General features: G+C 71.0%; 19 protein-coding genes. 15 read left to right on the forward strand and 4 right to left on the reverse strand.

The genetic code is table 11. The features are described 5' to 3' along the window. The 4 genes from P3F85_RS16475 to flgN are packed head-to-tail and all read right to left on the reverse strand — an operon-like array spanning nt 1 to nt 3,188. Nucleotides 1-384 (reverse strand): flagellar assembly protein FliW, encoded by a 384-nt coding sequence (locus P3F85_RS16475; protein ID WP_374008918.1) that lies wholly within the window; start codon nt 382-384, stop codon nt 1-3. Continuing rightward, the gene (gene flgL / locus P3F85_RS16480; protein ID WP_374008919.1) at nt 381-1,253 is read right to left on the reverse strand and encodes a flagellar hook-associated protein FlgL; all 873 of its coding nucleotides are present in this window, start codon (nt 1,251-1,253) and stop codon (nt 381-383) included. The genes P3F85_RS16475 and flgL overlap by 4 nt, the downstream gene beginning before the upstream one ends. Nucleotides 1,254-1,267: 14 nt before the next feature. Continuing rightward, complete coding sequence (gene flgK / locus P3F85_RS16485) at nt 1,268-2,692, reverse strand: flagellar hook-associated protein FlgK (protein ID WP_374008920.1); 1,425 nt, start codon at nt 2,690-2,692, stop codon at nt 1,268-1,270. A 4-nt stretch (nt 2,693-2,696) separates the two neighbouring features. Continuing rightward, on the reverse strand, nt 2,697-3,188 hold the full coding sequence (gene flgN, locus P3F85_RS16490) for a flagellar export chaperone FlgN (protein ID WP_374008921.1): 492 nt from the start codon (nt 3,186-3,188) through the stop codon (nt 2,697-2,699). Between the two features lie 389 nt (nt 3,189-3,577). Between flgN and P3F85_RS16495 the strand changes: the two genes are divergently transcribed. The 15 genes from P3F85_RS16495 to P3F85_RS16565 all read left to right on the forward strand — a co-directional run bounded on the left by P3F85_RS16495 (nt 3,578) and on the right by P3F85_RS16565 (nt 16,083). Continuing rightward, a complete protein-coding gene (locus P3F85_RS16495; RefSeq protein WP_374008922.1) occupies nt 3,578-4,390 on the forward strand; it encodes a sigma-70 family RNA polymerase sigma factor in 813 nt (270 codons plus the stop codon). Between the two features lie 96 nt (nt 4,391-4,486). Beyond that, the gene (locus P3F85_RS16500; protein WP_374008923.1) at nt 4,487-5,323 is read left to right on the forward strand and encodes a flagellin; all 837 of its coding nucleotides are present in this window, start codon (nt 4,487-4,489) and stop codon (nt 5,321-5,323) included. 113 nt (nt 5,324-5,436) lie between these two features. After that, nucleotides 5,437-6,822, forward strand: a complete 1,386-nt coding sequence (gene fliD / locus P3F85_RS16505; RefSeq protein WP_374008924.1) for a flagellar filament capping protein FliD — start codon at nt 5,437-5,439, stop codon at nt 6,820-6,822. Then, a complete protein-coding gene (gene fliS / locus P3F85_RS16510; protein ID WP_374008925.1) occupies nt 6,823-7,254 on the forward strand; it encodes a flagellar export chaperone FliS in 432 nt (143 codons plus the stop codon). It begins immediately after the preceding gene. Further along, nucleotides 7,244-7,564, forward strand: a complete 321-nt coding sequence (locus P3F85_RS16515; RefSeq protein WP_374008926.1) for a hypothetical protein — start codon at nt 7,244-7,246, stop codon at nt 7,562-7,564. Before fliS ends, P3F85_RS16515 begins: the two co-directional genes overlap by 11 nt. Before the next feature lie 357 nt (nt 7,565-7,921). Next, the gene (gene flgB / locus P3F85_RS16520; protein WP_374008927.1) at nt 7,922-8,263 is read left to right on the forward strand and encodes a flagellar basal body rod protein FlgB; all 342 of its coding nucleotides are present in this window, start codon (nt 7,922-7,924) and stop codon (nt 8,261-8,263) included. 29 nt (nt 8,264-8,292) lie between these two features. After that, entirely contained in the window at nt 8,293-8,685 is a 393-nt protein-coding gene (locus tag P3F85_RS16525) for a flagellar basal body rod protein FlgC (protein ID WP_374008928.1), read from the forward strand. Continuing rightward, the gene (gene fliE, locus P3F85_RS16530) at nt 8,685-8,990 is read left to right on the forward strand and encodes a flagellar hook-basal body complex protein FliE (RefSeq protein ID WP_374008929.1); all 306 of its coding nucleotides are present in this window, start codon (nt 8,685-8,687) and stop codon (nt 8,988-8,990) included. Before P3F85_RS16525 ends, fliE begins: the two co-directional genes overlap by 1 nt. Continuing rightward, nucleotides 8,990-10,594 carry a flagellar basal-body MS-ring/collar protein FliF gene (fliF, locus tag P3F85_RS16535; RefSeq protein ID WP_374008930.1) on the forward strand — a complete coding sequence of 535 codons (1,605 nt, stop codon included), beginning with the start codon at nt 8,990-8,992 and terminating at the stop codon, nt 10,592-10,594. Before fliE ends, fliF begins: the two co-directional genes overlap by 1 nt. Continuing rightward, nucleotides 10,591-11,601: a flagellar motor switch protein FliG gene (gene fliG, locus P3F85_RS16540; protein WP_374008931.1), complete on the forward strand. Its 1,011-nt coding sequence runs from the start codon at nt 10,591-10,593 to the stop codon at nt 11,599-11,601. The genes fliF and fliG overlap by 4 nt, the downstream gene beginning before the upstream one ends. Continuing rightward, complete coding sequence (locus P3F85_RS16545) at nt 11,591-12,196, forward strand: FliH/SctL family protein (RefSeq protein WP_374008932.1); 606 nt, start codon at nt 11,591-11,593, stop codon at nt 12,194-12,196. The genes fliG and P3F85_RS16545 overlap by 11 nt, the downstream gene beginning before the upstream one ends. Continuing rightward, nucleotides 12,193-13,506, forward strand: coding sequence for a FliI/YscN family ATPase (locus tag P3F85_RS16550; RefSeq protein ID WP_374008933.1), 1,314 nt, complete (start codon nt 12,193-12,195; stop codon nt 13,504-13,506). Before P3F85_RS16545 ends, P3F85_RS16550 begins: the two co-directional genes overlap by 4 nt. After that, complete coding sequence (locus P3F85_RS16555) at nt 13,506-13,940, forward strand: hypothetical protein (protein ID WP_374008934.1); 435 nt, start codon at nt 13,506-13,508, stop codon at nt 13,938-13,940. The genes P3F85_RS16550 and P3F85_RS16555 overlap by 1 nt, the downstream gene beginning before the upstream one ends. Continuing rightward, nucleotides 13,937-14,578 (forward strand): C40 family peptidase, encoded by a 642-nt coding sequence (locus tag P3F85_RS16560; RefSeq protein WP_374008935.1) that lies wholly within the window; start codon nt 13,937-13,939, stop codon nt 14,576-14,578. The genes P3F85_RS16555 and P3F85_RS16560 overlap by 4 nt, the downstream gene beginning before the upstream one ends. Then, nucleotides 14,575-16,083: a flagellar hook-length control protein FliK gene (locus P3F85_RS16565; protein WP_374008936.1), complete on the forward strand. Its 1,509-nt coding sequence runs from the start codon at nt 14,575-14,577 to the stop codon at nt 16,081-16,083. The genes P3F85_RS16560 and P3F85_RS16565 overlap by 4 nt, the downstream gene beginning before the upstream one ends. Nucleotides 16,084-16,085: the final 2 nt, after the last annotated feature.

The following is a 16,085-nucleotide window of genomic DNA, read 5'->3' on the forward strand; positions in this document are numbered from 1 at the left end:
CTAAGCGCCCGCCAGCGCGGCCAGCTCGGCGCGCACCGGGAACGCGTCGTCCTCCAGCACCAGCTGCAGGGCGGCGCCCGTGGTGCGGTTGACGATGACGGGTGCGAGCAGGTTCACGGTACTGCCCTCGTGCGACGGTGTGACCACGACGAGCAGCAGTGCGTCCGACTCCGACGCGATGCCGAGTTCGGCAGCGCGGTCGTCCGGCAACTCGGGCGAGTAGCCGGGGAGGTGGCGGGACGCGTCGATCGTGAACAGCCGGATCTCCGGGCGATCGGTCGCGGCGAGCGTGTAGAGCCCGTCGGCCCCCGCCACCGGGTCGAGGGTGAAGGCGTCCAGGGGTTCGAGGCCGGGAGGCGGCGTGAGGAAGTGGACGGCGCTCATCGCAGGAAGTCCATGAGCGTCGGCTGGAGGACCCGGGCCGTGACGGCGATCGCGGTCTGGTAGTTCACGTCCTGCGTCTTCAGGTCGAGGATCACCTTGCTCAGGTCGACGTCCTCCAGCGAGGAGCGCTGACTCTCGAGGGAATTGGCGCCGACGGCGAGGGTGTCCTTCGCCTTGTCAATGCGCGTCTGGCGGCCGCCCACCTCCGCATGCTCTCCCACGATGGCCTTCATCCTGTCGTCGATCTGCGCCAGGCGCGATGTCACGTTCACCCCCGTGCGAAGGTCGTTCGCAATGTTGTCGATCAGCGCGAACACCGACGAGGCGCCGGTTCCGAAGACGGCCGCACCGTCGGCATCCACCCGCACCGTGGTGTCGGGGCCGATCCTGCGCTCCACTGTACTTCCCGCCGTCCCGGTGAACGAGTAGTCGGGCTGGAAGGCGACGCCGGCGTCCGAGTTGCCGGCGAACACCGTCCGGCCGAGGTACGTGGTGTTGGCGAGGGAGAGCAGGCTCTTCTTGAGACCGTCGAGCTCGGTGGCGGCCGATTCCTTGGCCGCCGGCGACATGGCGCCGTCGTTCGCCCCCTGGACGGTGAGATCGCGGATGCGGTTCATCAGCGACTCGACGGAGGTCAGCGCGGAGTCGGCGGTCGTCAGCCAGGCGTCGCCGTTGCTGACGTTGCGCTGGTACTGCGACGTTGCGGCCTGGTCCGAGCGCACGCCCATGGCGCTCGCCGTGGCGGTCGGGTCGTCGGACGGCTTGTTCAGCAGACGGCGGCTGGTCGCCTGGTCGTACAGCTGCGTCTGACGCTGCAGGCTCAGCTGCAGGTTGCGCTGCGCGTTGAGAGTCTGGGTCGAGTTGGTCACACGGCTGATCATTGCTATCTCCCGACGAGTCCGGTGTGGTTGATGAGCACGTCGAGGGCCTCGTCCACGGCGGTCATCACGCGCGCGGCGCCCTGGTAGGCGTGCTGGAAGGACAGCATGTTCATGTTCTCCTCGTCGATGTCGACCGAGGCGCCCGCCAGCTGGGTGCTCGTGGCGGCGTTGGTGGCCATGTCGGCGAGGTCGGACTGCTGCTGCTCGGTGCGACTGGCGACGCCGATCCGGACCACCACGGCCGCCCACTGCTTGTCGACGGCGTTCGTGCCGGTGCCGAGTTGGCTGATGGCGTCGGCGATGCTGCCGTCCGCTCCCCCGCCCGTTCCCGTGCCGGTGGCGATCTGACCGACGCCGGTCGGGACGACCGAGAGCCCGAGCGCGGCGGGCTTCGTCGCATCGATGGCGAAGAAGTCGAGGCCGGTCGCGCCGGTCGGCGTGGTCCCGGTCGAGTGGATGGCGTTCACGCGCTGGGCGATGGTCACAGCGAACGCGTTGTAGCTGGCGGCCGCTTCTGCCAGCACGCCGCCGGTCCCGTTGGCGTCCGCGGGAGCCAGGGTCGAGAGCGCGCCCGCGATCGAGCCGCCCTCCATCGCGATGGCCGCGCCCGGCCGGTACGCCCATTCCAGTCGCGGCGGGTCGCCTGCGGCGTCGGCGAGGCGGGTCGCGCCTGCCGCCTTCACGGCGTTCACGATGGTTCCCGAGACGAGCGCGTTCCCGCCGACCAGCACATCCACGGTGCCGTCCTCGTTCGGGCGCACCGCTCCCCCGGCCAATTTGGCGATGGAGGTGGTCAGCAGATCCCGGCGGTCCATCAGCTCGTTGGCCGACTGACCCGAAGCGAGGGCCGAGCGGATGCGGCCGTTGAGGTCGGCGACGGCGGTGGCGGCGGTGTTGAGGTCGGCGACCATCCCGTCGACCGAGGTGCGCAGTGCGCTCCACTGGTCGTCGACGGCCCGGTAGCCGCTCTGCAGCTGGGTGACGAGGCTGCCCGCCTGGCCCAGCAGCACGCCTGCGGGAGCCTGCTCGCCGGCCTGGTTGGCGACATCGCCCCAGGCGGACCAGAACTTCTGCAGCTGCGCGGACAGGCCGTTCGTTCCCGGCTCGTTCAGTGACGCCTCAAGCGATGCCAGCGCGTCGGCGCGCGCGTTCGTGTATCCGGAGAGGGCGGTGGTGCTGCGGACGCGGGCATCGATCGCGGCGTCGTCGAGCCGCTGGATCCCGTCGACGCTCACGCCCTGACCGGGTCGCACTCCTCCGGTGAACAGCCCGGTGGCGTTCAGCGCGGGCACACCCGAGGTGCTCACGCGCTGGCGGGTGTAGCCCTGCGTGTTGGCGTTGACGAGGTTCTGGCCGACCACATCCAGACCGGCTTTGGCGGCGACCAGCCCGGTGTACGCGGTGTTGAGCCCGCTGAAGGTGCTCATCCGCTCAGGCCTCCGTGTCGAAGAAGCGAGCCGTGTCGTCCAGGCTGCCGGTTCCGCCTGCGCCGTAGATGCCCGGGTCGTCCCCCACGCCGGAGAGCGAGCTCAGCGTCTCCTGCGTGGAGCGGGCGGCCTCGCGCAACAGGCGCTCGTTGGTGTCGCGCACCTCCGCGATCTGGGCGGTCAGTTCGGTCAGCGCGGCCAGGTGAGAGCCGAAGATGTCGGACCAGATTCCGTCGGGGGCCGCCACGGCGAGTTCCCGCAGCGTGGCATCCTGCCCGATCCCCCACTCCTCGGCGAGCGCGGCGACCTCGACGGTGCGCGCGAGGCCGACGGCGCGCATCCGCTCGATGACCTGCTCGACTTCACGGGTGGCGTGCGAGATCCAGCGGGACTTGCCGGCGATCAGGAGCAGCTGCTCCTCCTCCAGCTTGAACAGCAGGAGTTCCAGCAGCTCGCGCTCTTTCCACAGCTGCGCTGAGAGCTCACTCGCGGCCATGTCGCTACCAACTTCCTCGTGAGTCGATGTGCGCACCTGGTCTCCTCGGGTCTGAAGGGCGGTGGATGCTGACCCCGCCTCTCCACACAATCGGCACGCTTGCGCCCGATGTTAGGCGTCTGGAGCGCCGGTGGCGGGATGCGACCTACCGCTTCATAGCGAGGTGTCAGTATTCCCCGTACTGGGGGTACGGTCTGCCCCGTAGTGGGGGCAGAAAGCATGCAATCTGAGCACTCTCGAATTGTTACCGTGAACAACGAAAGACCCCTAGCACCGCCCGGCACCCGAGTAAGTCCGAGCGTCCACCGCACCGCCCGAGTACCGAGAGAAGACCTCCCCGAACCGAGGTCGTCGCAACGTATCCGTCCGATGAAGAGGGGTCACCCAGCGTGAACCGGAACGAACGCAACGCGCTCGTCGTCGAGAACCTGCCGCTTGTCGGCTACCTGGTCTCCGACCTGTGCTCCCGCGCTACGCACCTGTCCCGTGACGACCTGGCCTCCGCGGGAGCCCTGGCGCTCGTGCAGGCGGCCGGCGCCTACGACGCCACCACCGGTGTCCCCTTCGGCGCCTATGCGCGTACGCGGATCGTCGGCGCCCTCTCGGACGAGTTGCGCTCCTCCGACTGGGCCACGCGCGGCGCCCGCAAGCGCATCAAGGAGACGCTCGCCGTCCAGGAGAGCCTGAGCGCGTCGCTGGGGCGCGCCCCGAGCGTCGAGGAGATCGCCAACGCGCTCGGCGTCGACCGCGATACGGCGGCCGCCGGCCTTGCGGACGCCGCCCGCACCGTCTCTGCTCTCGATGAGACCATCGAGCCGTTGCTGGTGTCGGAGACGGTGGGACCGGAGGACTCGCTGCTCGCCGACGAGCAGACCTCGTACGTCCGCGCCGCGGTCGCCGCCCTGCCCGACCGGATGCGCTCCATCGTGGAGGCCATCTACTTCGACGACCGCACGGTCACCGAGATCGCCGAGGAGCTCGGCATCACGCACTCCGCCGTCTCGCAGCAGCGTTCGGAGGCCATCCGCCTCATGCGCGAGGGGATGGCGACGCACTACTCGGACGAGGGCGACCCCGTCGTCATCGAGGCGAAGACCTCCCAGGCCCGGCGCAGCGCCTATCTGGCGCGTCTCGCGCAGCACGCGGTCGCGGGCGTCTCGCGCCTCTCCCCCACGTCGCCGAACTCGGCGCGGGCGTCCTGACGACGCACCGCTAACGGGACGGCAGCGACAGCCGATAGAGGCTGATGCGGACCACGGAAGGGCCGCGCACCACCACCCAATCATGGAGGAAACATCATGGGTATGCAGATCAACACCAACACCGCGGCGAACAACGCCTACCGCAACCTGAACAACACTCAGAACGACCTCTCGAAGTCGCTCGAGAAGCTGTCCAGCGGCCTCCGCATCAACCGTGCGGCGGACGACGCGGCCGGTCTCGCCATCTCGCAGGGCCTGAAGGCGCAGGTCGGCGGTCTCACCGTCGCCGCCCGCAACGCTCAGGACGGCATCAGCGTCGTGCAGACCGCTGAAGGTTCGCTGACCGAGGTCCACTCCATCCTGCAGCGCATGCGCGACCTGGCGGTGCAGGGCGGCAACGACTCGAACAACGCGACGTCGCGCACCGCCATCCAGACGGAGGCGGACGAGCTCGGCAAGGAGCTCGACCGCATCACGAAGGGCACGAACTTCAACGGGATCGACCTGCTCAAGGGCGGCTCGCTGAACTTCCAGGTGGGCGCGGGTTCGACGGCGAACGACACGATCTCGGTCGGCCTGGCCGACGTCGCCACCGCGGTCGGCACGCTTGCCGGCGCGGCCGGTGCAACCGGGTTCAGCGTCACCACCAACGCAGCGGCAAACACCACCATCACGGCGATCGACACCGCGATCACCGCGATCTCCACCGCTCGTTCGCAGCTCGGCGCCTCGCAGAACCGCTTCGAGTCGGCGGTCCGCAGCCTGAACGTCTCGAAGGAGAACCTGTCGGCGGCGTCCAGCCGCATCACCGACACCGACATGGCGGAGGAGATGGTGAAGTACACCCGCTCCAACATCCTGTCGCAGGCCGGCACGGCGATGCTCGCTCAGGCGAACCAGTCCAACCAGGGCGTCCTGCAGCTGCTCCGCTAGTAGGCCCGGTGGCCGGGGCGCTGTCCCCAAAGCGCGCCCCGGCCGCCGAACCACCCGCTCCACCGCACCACCCGCACCACCCCCGCACCACGTCGTAGGAGGGAGCCCACCGCATGGGCATGGCCGTAGACGGGCTCATCAGTGGCCTGAACACGACGCAGCTGATCGACAGCCTGATGCAGGCCGAGGCGATCCCGCAGACGCTGCTGAAGAACAAGGTCAGCGACTCCACGACGTACATCACCGCGATGCAGGCCCTCAACACGAAGGTCGCGGCGCTTGCGGACTCGGCGGGCAAGCTCGCCAAGCCGGCGGGCGTCGATCTGCACACCGCATCCACCAGCTCCACCGCCGTCACCGCCAGCGCTGGCCCCGGTGCCGTCGACGGCACCATCGACTTCACGGTGGACAAGCTCGCGCAGTCCCAGGTCATGGTGACCGGGCCGCTGACGCAGTGGCCGGATCAGCCGCCGACGCTCACGTTCGTCGCCGCCGACGGCACCATGAAGCAGATCACCGCCGTCAGCTCGTCGCTCGCCGATGTCGCCGCCGCGATCAACCAGGCAGGGGTCGGCGTCAGTGCCACCCAGGTCGCCGCGGGACTCGACCCGGGCACGGGCCAGCAGCTGTACCGCCTGCAGCTCAGCTCCGCCAAGACCGGCGTCGCCGGCGCTTTCACGGCCTACCGCGGTACGCCCGCCGACGTGACCGCCGGCACGGCCACCAACCTCCTCGCCGACCCGGGTGCCGCGCAGGTGCGTGCAGCACAGGATGCTCAGCTGACCCTCTGGGCGGGCACCGGCGCCGCACAGACCGTGACCAGCTCGTCCAACACGTTCTCGGGCGTGCTGCCGGGCGTCGCCGTCACCGTGACCGCAGCCTCCACCACCCCCGTGACCTTGACGGTCGCGCGCGACGACAAGAGCCTGTCGAGCGCCGCGGGGTCCCTCGTCTCGAGCGTCAACGACATCCTCTCGTTCATCGCCGCCAAGCAGGCGGTCGCCACCTCGACCGACACGGCCGGCGGGACCGTGGTCACCGGCGGCGCCTTCACGGGTGACTCGACAGCCCGCGACGTCAACCAGAAGATGGTGGATGCGATCAGCTCCCCCATCAACGGCGTCTCCCCCTCGACGTACGGAATCAGCATCCAGCGCGACGGCACGGTCGCCTTCGACCAGAACGTCTTCGCAGCCGCGATGGCGGCCGACCCCACCACCGTCAAGGCTGCGCTCACGACCATCGCCCAGCGGGTCGCGGACGCAGCGACCGGCGCCAGCGACACGTACACCGGCTCCCTCTCGCTCCGCATCAAGGGCGAGCAGTCGACCGTCAAAGACCTCAACGACCAGATCACCGACTGGGACACCCGCCTCAGCGACCGTCGGTCGACGCTCGAGAAGACCTACGCCAACCTCGAGGTGCAGCTCCAGCAGTTGCAGTCCCAGTCGTCCTGGCTGACCGGCCAATTGTCCTCTCTCCCGTCTGCGAGCGCCTGAATGAACGTCCTGACCTCCGCGGCCGCCAAGCTCTCGGCCTACAACCGCGACAGCATCCTCTCGGCGAGCCCCGCCCGACTGCTCACGATGCTCTACGACCGCCTGCTGCTCGACCTCACCCGAGGCCAGAGCGCGCTCGAGGCGGAGCAGTGGCCGACCGCGTGGGAGAACCTGCGCCACGCGGACCAGATCGTGGCCGAGCTGGCCGGATCGCTCCGCGTCGAGCTGTGGGACGGGGCCGAGGGCCTGCTCCAGCTGTATGGCTACCTCGCGGATCTCATCGTCGGCGGGATGATCGAGCGCGACGTCTCCAAGGTCCGCGAGGCGATCGAGCTCGCCGAGCCGCTCCGGCAGACCTGGCACGAGGCCGCGCGCCTGCTCCCCGCCGCGACCACGTCCACCGAAGCAGATCGTGACCTCGGTGTCGCCTGAGGCCCTCCGGGAGGACGAGCCTCTCCGCGAGGAGTCTGCGGCGTGGTCGGACGCCCTCGACCGGATGGAGCACGAGCTGCACGGCGCGCTGGCCAAGGTGGACCCTGTCCCCTGGCGGCCGCCCATCGCTCTGGGCCCGATACCGCCGGAGCTGCAGGAGCGCGCCGCCCGCCTGCTGGAGGCGCAGTTGCACACCATCCGGTACCTGGAGGACGTGCGTCAGACCACGGCGCGTCACCTGGCGGCCGTACGCGCTGTACCCCGGTCTGAGGTCGGGCCGCACCCCGTGTACTTCGATCTGATCGGCTGACCCGCCGACACGTTGTCCACCTGTGGATAACCCTGTTGAGAAGCCGTGGATGAATGCCCTGTCGGTGTGGAGGACACGCGCGAGATGTGTGCACTCTCAGATTCTCAGGTTTCTGAATACGCATCTGACCAGCTATTTTATCGCTCGACACGGCCGTTCGAAGCTCTCTTCGAAAACACACGGTTGTAATTCACAGTGGGGTACACGCTGTGGATGACGGTGTGGGGAATCGCGCACCGAACGTCCCCCGAACGCGGTAACTAACGGTTGTGGGGGAGCGGCCGATAGCTCTTCCTGAGCACGGATCGCTCATCGACTGGCCACGGATGGGCCGCCCTTCGACCCAGGAGTGCAGCTGTGCTCGAATCCGTGACCAGCGCCGCCCTCGCGAGCGCCCTCGACGGCCTCGCCGCGCGGCAACGCGCCATCGCGAACAACATCGCCAACGTGAACACGCCGGGCTACACCGCTGAGCGCGTCTCGTTCGAGGACGCCCTCGCCGCCTCGGTCGCCGACCACGACGGGCGCGCCGCCGCGACCACCGCGCGCTCCCTCGAACCGACCCGCCTCGACGGCAACAACGTGAACCTCGACACCGAGACCCTCTCCAACGTGGACACGGTGCTGCGCTTCCAGTTCGCGTCGCAGGCCGCCGGCAACCAGTTCTCCGCCATCCGCGCCGCCCTGAAGACCAGCTGAGTCCGGGATACGACCTCAAGGAGCATGACGTGACCTTCGACGCCATCGGGATCGCCGGCACCGGCCTGACCCTGCACCGCAAGTGGCTGGACGCGATCTCGGACAACCTCGCGAACATCAACACGGCGAAGCCGACGGACGGCGCCGCCTTCCAGGCGCGCTACATCGTGGCGCAGGAGGGAGAGGGGACGTCGGGCGTGTACGTCGCGGGCGCCGCCTCGGGCAGTGCCGAGGGCCGCCTCGTGTACGAGCCGGACAATCCCATCGCCGACGCGAAGGGCTACGTCCGGTACCCGGACATCGACCTGTCGTCCCAGATGGGAGCCCTGATCATGGCCCAGCGCGGCTACCAGGCCAACGCGGGCGTGGTCGACCGCGCCAAGGAGACCTACCAGGCCGCCCTCCAGATCGGCAGGAACTGATGCCCATCCCCGCCATCGGCGCCCTCTCCGGCGTCACCGCGACCCCGCCCATCGCTCCGGCGTCCGCCACGGACGGCACCGGGGGAGCGGCCTTCGGCAACGCCCTCACCGGCGCCGTCGACAATCTGCAGCAGCTGCAGGGGACCAGCGACAAGCTGGCCATCCAGGCCGTCACCGGCAACCTGGACGACATCCATAACGCCACCCTCGCCTCCACCCGGGCCCAGGTGACGATGGAGCTCGTGGCGGGCGTCCGCAACAAGGCCGTCGACGCCTTCAACGAGATCATGCGGATGCAGGCCTGATGCCTCAGCAGGTGACGAGCTTCTTCCGGCGGATCGGCGACTCCATCCGCGGCTTCAGCGTGGCCCAGCGGGTCATCGCGCTCATCGGCGTTGGCGTGCTCGCCCTCGGAGCCACGGGCATCGCCCTCTGGGCCTCTCAGCCGTCGTACACGCCGTTGTTCTCCGGTGTGGCGGCGTCCGATGCCTCCGCGATCGTCGACCAGCTGCGCACCGACGGGGTGCCGTACCAGCTGACCGACGGGGGCGCCACCATCCTGGTGCCGCAGGAGAAGGTCTACGACGAGCGGCTGAAGGCGGCGTCGGCCGGGCTTCCCGCCACCTCCACGGGCGGATACTCGCTGCTCGACAAGATGGGCGTGACGTCGTCCGAGTTCCAGCAGAACGTCACCTACAAGCGCGCGATGGAGGGCGAACTCGGCAACACCATCGGCGCGATGAAGGGCGTGAAGGCAGCGTCCGTTCGGCTCGCGATCCCGGAGGACACCGTCTTCGCCGCCGAGAAGAAGGACCCCACCGCGTCGGTGTTCGTCGAGACGCAGAACGGCGTGACGCTCAGCGCCGACCAGGTGCAGGCCATCGTGCACCTCACCAGCGCTGCGGTGGCCGGCATGAAGCCGACCGATGTGGCCGTGGTCGACGCCGACGGAACCGTGCTGAGCACCGTCGGCGGCGGGGCGACCGGGGGAGCGGACAAGCAGGCGGGCGACTACGAGACCCGTGTGAAGGCCGCCGTGCAGGAGATGCTCGACAAGGTCGTCGGCGTGGGCAACGCGACGGTCGCCGTCGCGGCCGATGTCAGCAGCGAGAGCGCCCAGCGCACCGAGGAGTCGTACACCACTCCGACTGCCGCGCCCTCGCTGAGCGAGTCGACGCAGAAGGAGACCTACACGGGCTCGGGAGGCGGCGCGAGCGCCGGAGTGCTCGGCCCGGACAACATCGCCGTCCCGAACGGCACGAACGGCAACGGAACGTTCAACTCCGAGTCGACCACGAAGGACAACGCGGTCGACAAGGTCACCGAGCAGCGCACCATCCCGGCCGGGGCCATCAAGCGGCAGACGGTCTCGGTCGCGCTCAACTCCGACGCGGTCGGCGGGGTCAGTGCGAACGAGGTCCGCAGCCTGGTCAACGCGGCGGCCGGAATCGACATCAAGCGCGGCGACTCGGTGAGCGTCGAGATGGTGCCGTTCAGCAAGGCGGGTGCCACCGAGGCGGCCAAGGCGCTGCAGGCGACGAAGGATGCGGCAGCAGCGGACCAGCTGACCAGCATCATCCGCACCTCGGTCATCGCCGCGGCCATCGTCGCGGCAGCGATCATCGCGTTCATCCTGTTCCGCCGGAGCCGCCGCCGCGCGGCCGAGTCGGACGAGCTGGCTGCGGACGCCGCGACGCTCGCTGTCGGGGCGGGCACCTTCCCGATCGCGCTCGAACAAGCCGCGCCGACCGTCCCGATGCAGCTCGACCCGCTACCCGACCTCACTCCGGACCCCGCCGAGCTCGAGGCGGACCGGCGGAAGGCCGACATCGAGGCGCTCGCCGAGCGCGACCCCCAGCGCACGGCGGAGTTCCTCCGCAGCCTGATGGATGACAGGGCGGGCGTATGAGCACCGCATTGACCGGCGCGCAGAAGGTCGCCGTCGTGCTGATGAACATGGATCAGCAGCGCGCCGCCCAGGTGATGAAGCAGTTCTCCGACGAGGAGGCCGACGAGATCACCGCGGAGATCCTCCGTCTGCGCCGTGTGGACCCGGGGATCGCCGAGAAGGCGCTCAGCGAGTTCCACGATCTGGCGACCCGGGGCACGGTGTCGGCGCGTGGCGGTCGCGACATCGCCGTCGGGCTGCTCGAGGCGTCGTTCGGCGCAGAACGCGCCACGGGCGTGCTGAACCGCGTGGCGTCGAATCTCGCCGGCAAGCAGTTCGAGTTCCTGGATGCGGTGGAGCCCGCCCACGTGCAGATGCTGCTCGCCGGCGAGCTGCCGCAGACCAGCGCTCTCGTGCTCGCGCACCTCCGTGCCGATCATGCGTCGCGCATCCTGGCCGGGCTCGACGACACCGCCCGTACCGAGGTGGCGCACGCCATCGCGACGATGGGCTCGCCCAGCCCGGACGCCGTCCGAGTGGTCGCCGAGACGCTCAAGCAGCGCGCCAGCGCCGTGGTGTCGTCGCGCACCGCCTCCGACGCCGTCGGGGGAGTGCAGCCGCTGGTCGACATCATCAACCGTTCCGATGCGGCCACCGAGAAGGCCCTGCTGGAGGCGCTGGAACAGCGCGACCCGCAGCTCGCCGAGGAGGTGCGCTCGCGCATGCTGACGTTCGAGGACATCGTCCGGCTGGAGTCGCGGGACGTCCAGCAGGTGCTGCGCGGGGTGGATGCGGCGGTGCTGGCGGTCGCCATGAAGGGCGCCGCGCAGGCCGTTTCGGAGGTCATCACGACGAACCTCTCCGAGCGCAACCGCGAGATCCTCGAGGACGAGGTGCGGATCCTCGGCCCGGTGCGCGTCTCGCAGGTCGAGGACGCGCGGGCCGAGATCGTCCGTGCCATCCGCGACCTGGAAGCGACCGGCGCCATCACCGTGCAGCGGGGGGACGAAGACGCGTATGTCGAGTGACGCCGCGCTCGCCTTCGAGCCGCTCGCCGTCCCGGTTCTCACCGAGACGGACCACGAGCGCGCCGCGATGGCGACCGCACGGTCCCGGGGGTACGCCGCGGGCTTCGCGGAGGGCCGCCGCGCGGCAGCGCAGGAGCAGGCGCTGTGGATGGCCCAGGCCGAGGATGCGCGCGCCGTCGAGAGCGCGGAGGCGGCCGACCGCGTCGCAGTGCTCGTGACCGCGCTGCGCGGGGCCGCGATCGAACTGCGCGAGGCGACCGTTCCGGTGCTGGCCGACGCCGAGTCCGCGCTCGTGGAGGCGGCCTTCGAACTGGCGGGCGTCGTCGTCGGCGTCGCGCTGCACGACAGGGTGGCCGCCGCGCGCGCAGCGGTCGATCGCGTGATCTCCGCAGTGGACGGCGGAGCCGTGCCGGCGATCCGGCTGCACCCGGACGATCTCGGGATCCTCCGCGGGATGGGTCACGTCGGCGACGAGGTTCGCCTGATCCCCGACCCGACGTTGTCGCCCGGCGATGCGATCGGCGAGCTGCCGAACGGGTGGCTGGATGCGCGCATCCACCAGGCCCTCGAGCGCGCGAAGGAGGCGCTGTCATGAGCGCCGTCCTGAGCCGCTGGGATGCCGCCGTGGGAGCGGCGGGCGTCGAGCGCGTCGGCCGGGTCAGTGCCGTCGTCGGCCTCGGGGCCGAACTCGAGGGCGTGCCCGCGGCGATCGGCGACGTCGTGGTCATCGGCGCGGAGCCGGGCGTCCACGCCGAAGTCGTCGCCACGACCGCCGATCGGGTGCGGGTCATGCCGTACGGGCCACTGACCGGCGTCGCGGCGGGCGCACCGGCGCGGGCGGTTCGTGCCCCGCTGCTGGTGCCCACCGGGCGCGGGATGCTCGGCCGCGTCGTCGACGCCCTCGGGCGTCCGGTCGACGGCAAGGGGCCGATCGCGCCGGACGGGTTCGTGCCTCTCGGCAATCGCGCTCCCGACGCGATGCGCCGTGCGCGCATCCTGGAGCCCCTCGGTCTCGGCGTGCGGGTGCTCGACACGATGGCGACGACCGGCCGGGGGCAGCGCCTCGGCCTGTTCGCCGGCTCCGGCGTCGGCAAGTCGTCGCTGCTGTCGATGATCGCGCGCGGGACGGACGCGCAGGTGTCGGTGATCGCACTGGTGGGGGAGCGCGGCCGCGAAGTTCGCGAGTTCCTCGAAGACGACCTCGGCGCAGCAGGACTGGCCCGCTCGGTCGTGGTGGTGGCGACCTCGGACGAGCCGGCCGTCATGCGGCTCCGCGCGGCCTTCGCCGCGACCCGGATCGCCGAGGCCTTCCGCGACGAGGGCGCCGACGTCGTGCTGATGATGGACTCGCTCACCCGCGTGGCGATGGCGCAGCGCGAGATCGGGCTGTCGGCGGGGGAGCCGCCGGCGACGCGCGGCTACCCGCCCTCGACGTTCTCGCTGCTGGCGCAGCTCCTGGAGCGCGCCGGCACCGGCGAGACCGGATCGATCACCGGTCTCTACACGGTGCTGGTGGACGGCGACGACCACAACGAGCCGATCGCCGACGCGGCGCGCTCCATCCTCGACGGCCACGTCGTGCTGGACCGGCGGCTCGCGGTCGTCGGGCATTTCCCCTCCGTCGACGTGCTCGGTTCGGTGTCGCGGCTCGCGTCGCGCGTGACCACGCCGCAGCAGCGGGCCGCGGCGGTCGCGCTGCGCAGCATCCTCGCCGCCCGCGTCTCGGCGCAGGACCTGCTCGATGTCGGCGCGTACAAGCCGGGGACCAACCCGAAGGTGGACGCCGCGGTCGCGCACGCGGGCGCCATCGACGCCTTCCTGCAGCAGGGGATCGGCGAACCGGCCGATGCGCGGGACTCGTGGGCGCGCCTGGACGCGCTCGTCGGAATGCTGGGAGGCGCGTGATGGCACGAGCGTTCGCACTGGCCGGGCTGCTGCGGCTGCGGCAGATCGAGAAGGAGCACGCCGCGAGCGACCTCGCCGCGGCCAACGCGTTGCGGCGGGATGCGGGAGAGCGGCAGGCGCGCGCGATCGCGGCGCTGCACGCGGTCCCGGTGGACGCAACCGACGCGAGCACGCTCTTCGCGATGGCTGCGGCCCGCGCCTCCAGTCGCAGCATGCTCGCGGACCTGACTGCGCTCGCCGCCGAGACAGAGGCGCAGGCCGAGGTGGCGCAGCACGCGTTCACCGAGGCGAAGAAGCGCGCGGTCGGCCTGGAGAAGCTGGAGACCCGCCACCGCGAGGGCGTCGTCGCCGGCGACCTCAGCGCCGAGCAGGCCGCCATCGACGAGATCGCGACCGGCGCCTGGCAGCGGGCCCGCGAAGGGGGAGAAGCATGACCGTGACGGATGCGATCGCCCGGATCGCGCAGATCCAGGCGACGCTGGTCCAGCTCGACACCGGGTTGAAGGCGTCGGGTGCGTCGTCGGCTTCGAAGACATCGGGCGCGTCGGCGACCGACTTCGCGTCGGCGCTCTCCGGAGCCCTGGGGGCGACCGACGGCACGTCGACCGGCGCCGTCACCGGGGCGGACGTCGTCGCGGACGCGAAGAAGTACCTCGGTGTTCCGTACGTCTTCGGCGGCACCAGCGCCTCGGGCCTCGACTGCTCGGGGCTGGTCCAGCGCGTCTTCAAGGACCTCGGGATCGATGTGCCGCGCCTCGTCTCCGGCCAGTCGACCATCGGCACGGAGGTCCCCTCGCTCGCACAGGCACAGCCCGGCGACATCATCGTGACGAACGGCGGAGAGCACATCGTCATCTACGCGGGCGACGGCAAGGTCATCCATGCACCGAGCGAAGGACGGAACGTCAGCCTCGTGGACAACTGGATGAAGGACTCGGACATCGTGACCATCCGCCGCGTGGTGCCGCAGGCGGCTCCCGCGACGGCCGCGCCGAGCGCGTCCGCTTCGTCGGCGCAGGCCGACATGCTGCGCTCGCTGTTCGCCTCGCTGACGCAGGGAGGGTCACTGTGAACGCGGGCGGTGCGACAGTAGCGCCGCCGGCGCCGGCGGTGGGCGGCCGGGCACCCGGTTCGGGAGTCGCGAAAGGTTCGGCGGCCGCGTTCGACACGTTCCTGAAGGGAGCGGTGGATGCCGCCCCGCGCGCAGGGCACCGGGACACGGAGCGGCCGAGCCGCGACCGCGCGGACACCGCGTCCGGCACGGCCTCCCTGAGCGGTGGGGTGGATGCTGCTGCCGCGGCGGGGCCGGACGCTTCGACGGGTGCGGCAGCGGCTGTCACGGGTGCGGCAGTGGCGGTGCCGGCGGAGACGACCGCGGCACGGGCCCCGGTTGCCGTGACCGCCACGGAGACCGCTCCCGCTGTGGAGTCTCCGGTCGCCGCGCCCGCTTCGACGGTGTCAGCGCAGCACGCCTCGACTGTAGCGGTGGGGCACGGCTCGCCGGTTCTGGCCGCGACGGTCGCCGAGGCGGTCGCGCCGGTGCCCGGCTCGGTCCCGCGCACGGCCGCAGCTGCACCCCCGAGTTCGTCGGCCGCGGCAGTGGGCGGCGGTTCTCCGACGATGTCCCCGGTGGACTCGTCCACCGCGGCCTCCGCGGTCGCGGCGGCGATCGGCGGGGGAGCCGCGGAAACCATCGCGCCCGCATCGGTTGTCGTGTCGGGCGCGCGTGCCACCACGACTCCCGCAGCGGCGGCCGGAACCGGGACCGCGGCGACGACGACGGTCCCGGTCGACGATTCGCCGGCCCCGGCCCCGGCCCCGGCGACGCAGACGCCGGCGTCCCGGACGCTGGGAGCGCAGGCGCTGGAACCGCAGGCACCGGGATCGCAGGCGGCGCTCGGTAACGCCCCCGCCGCCCCGGCGCGATCAGCACTGGCGGCTGGAGTCGAGGGTGTTGCCGCCCAAGTGCCCGCCGGCCAGACGGGGAGCCCCGCAGTCACCCCATCCCTTCGCCCGAAGCTTCCAGCGGTAGCCGTGGACGCCGCGCCGGCCGCGTCACCCGCCACGGCGACGCCCGCCCCGGCCGCCGCGCCCACGGACCGCGCCCTGCCGCCGCAGGCCGCCGCAGCACCGGCGGCCGCCGCATCCACCCCTCCTCCCCTCACCTCCCAGCTCGCCCGACCGGTGTTCACGCTGGCCGCGGCCGGGTCCGGTGAGCACGTCATGACGGTCCACGTCACGCCCGACACGCTCGGGCCCGTGACGGTCCGGGCGCATGTCGGTGGCGAGGGCGTCCGTGTCGAACTCTTCGCCCCGACGGACGCGGGCCGCGACGCCCTGCGCGCCATCCTGCCCGACCTGCGCCGCGACCTCAGCGGTGCGGGGCTGTCGGGGTCGCTCGACCTGTCGTCGCAGAACCAGCCCTCACCGCAGCACGATGCGCCCACCGGGGGCCGCGAACTCCTCGGCCAGGGCCGCGACGAGACCCGGCAGGCCGCGGCGCCCGCCGCATCCACCCGCTCCACCCCGCCCGCAACCGCGGACGGGTCAACCCACACCATCGACCTGATCGTCTAGAA

Origin of the sequence: Leifsonia sp. T36S-04 (genome assembly GCF_042465655.1) — a bacterium.
Lineage (GTDB): Bacteria > Actinomycetota > Actinomycetes > Actinomycetales > Microbacteriaceae > Leifsonia.

Bases quoted from the DNA above. Each gene is read 5' to 3' on its own strand.
- P3F85_RS16475 (WP_374008918.1), bottom strand. From the start codon at position 384: ATGAGCGCCGTCCACTTCCTCACGCCGCCTCCCGGCCTCGAACCCCTG.
- flgK (WP_374008920.1), bottom strand. From the start codon at position 2,692: ATGAGCACCTTCAGCGGGCTCAACACCGCGTACACCGGGCTGGTCGCC.
- flgN (WP_374008921.1), bottom strand. From the start codon at position 3,188: ATGGCCGCGAGTGAGCTCTCAGCGCAGCTGTGGAAAGAGCGCGAGCTG.
- P3F85_RS16500 (WP_374008923.1), top strand. From the start codon at position 4,487: ATGGGTATGCAGATCAACACCAACACCGCGGCGAACAACGCCTACCGC.
- fliD (WP_374008924.1), top strand. From the start codon at position 5,437: ATGGGCATGGCCGTAGACGGGCTCATCAGTGGCCTGAACACGACGCAG.
- fliS (WP_374008925.1), top strand. From the start codon at position 6,823: ATGAACGTCCTGACCTCCGCGGCCGCCAAGCTCTCGGCCTACAACCGC.
- fliE (WP_374008929.1), top strand. From the start codon at position 8,685: ATGCCCATCCCCGCCATCGGCGCCCTCTCCGGCGTCACCGCGACCCCG.
- fliF (WP_374008930.1), top strand. From the start codon at position 8,990: ATGCCTCAGCAGGTGACGAGCTTCTTCCGGCGGATCGGCGACTCCATC.
- fliG (WP_374008931.1), top strand. From the start codon at position 10,591: ATGAGCACCGCATTGACCGGCGCGCAGAAGGTCGCCGTCGTGCTGATG.
- P3F85_RS16545 (WP_374008932.1), top strand. From the start codon at position 11,591: ATGTCGAGTGACGCCGCGCTCGCCTTCGAGCCGCTCGCCGTCCCGGTT.
- P3F85_RS16550 (WP_374008933.1), top strand. From the start codon at position 12,193: ATGAGCGCCGTCCTGAGCCGCTGGGATGCCGCCGTGGGAGCGGCGGGC.
- P3F85_RS16555 (WP_374008934.1), top strand. From the start codon at position 13,506: ATGGCACGAGCGTTCGCACTGGCCGGGCTGCTGCGGCTGCGGCAGATC.
- P3F85_RS16560 (WP_374008935.1), top strand. From the start codon at position 13,937: ATGACCGTGACGGATGCGATCGCCCGGATCGCGCAGATCCAGGCGACG.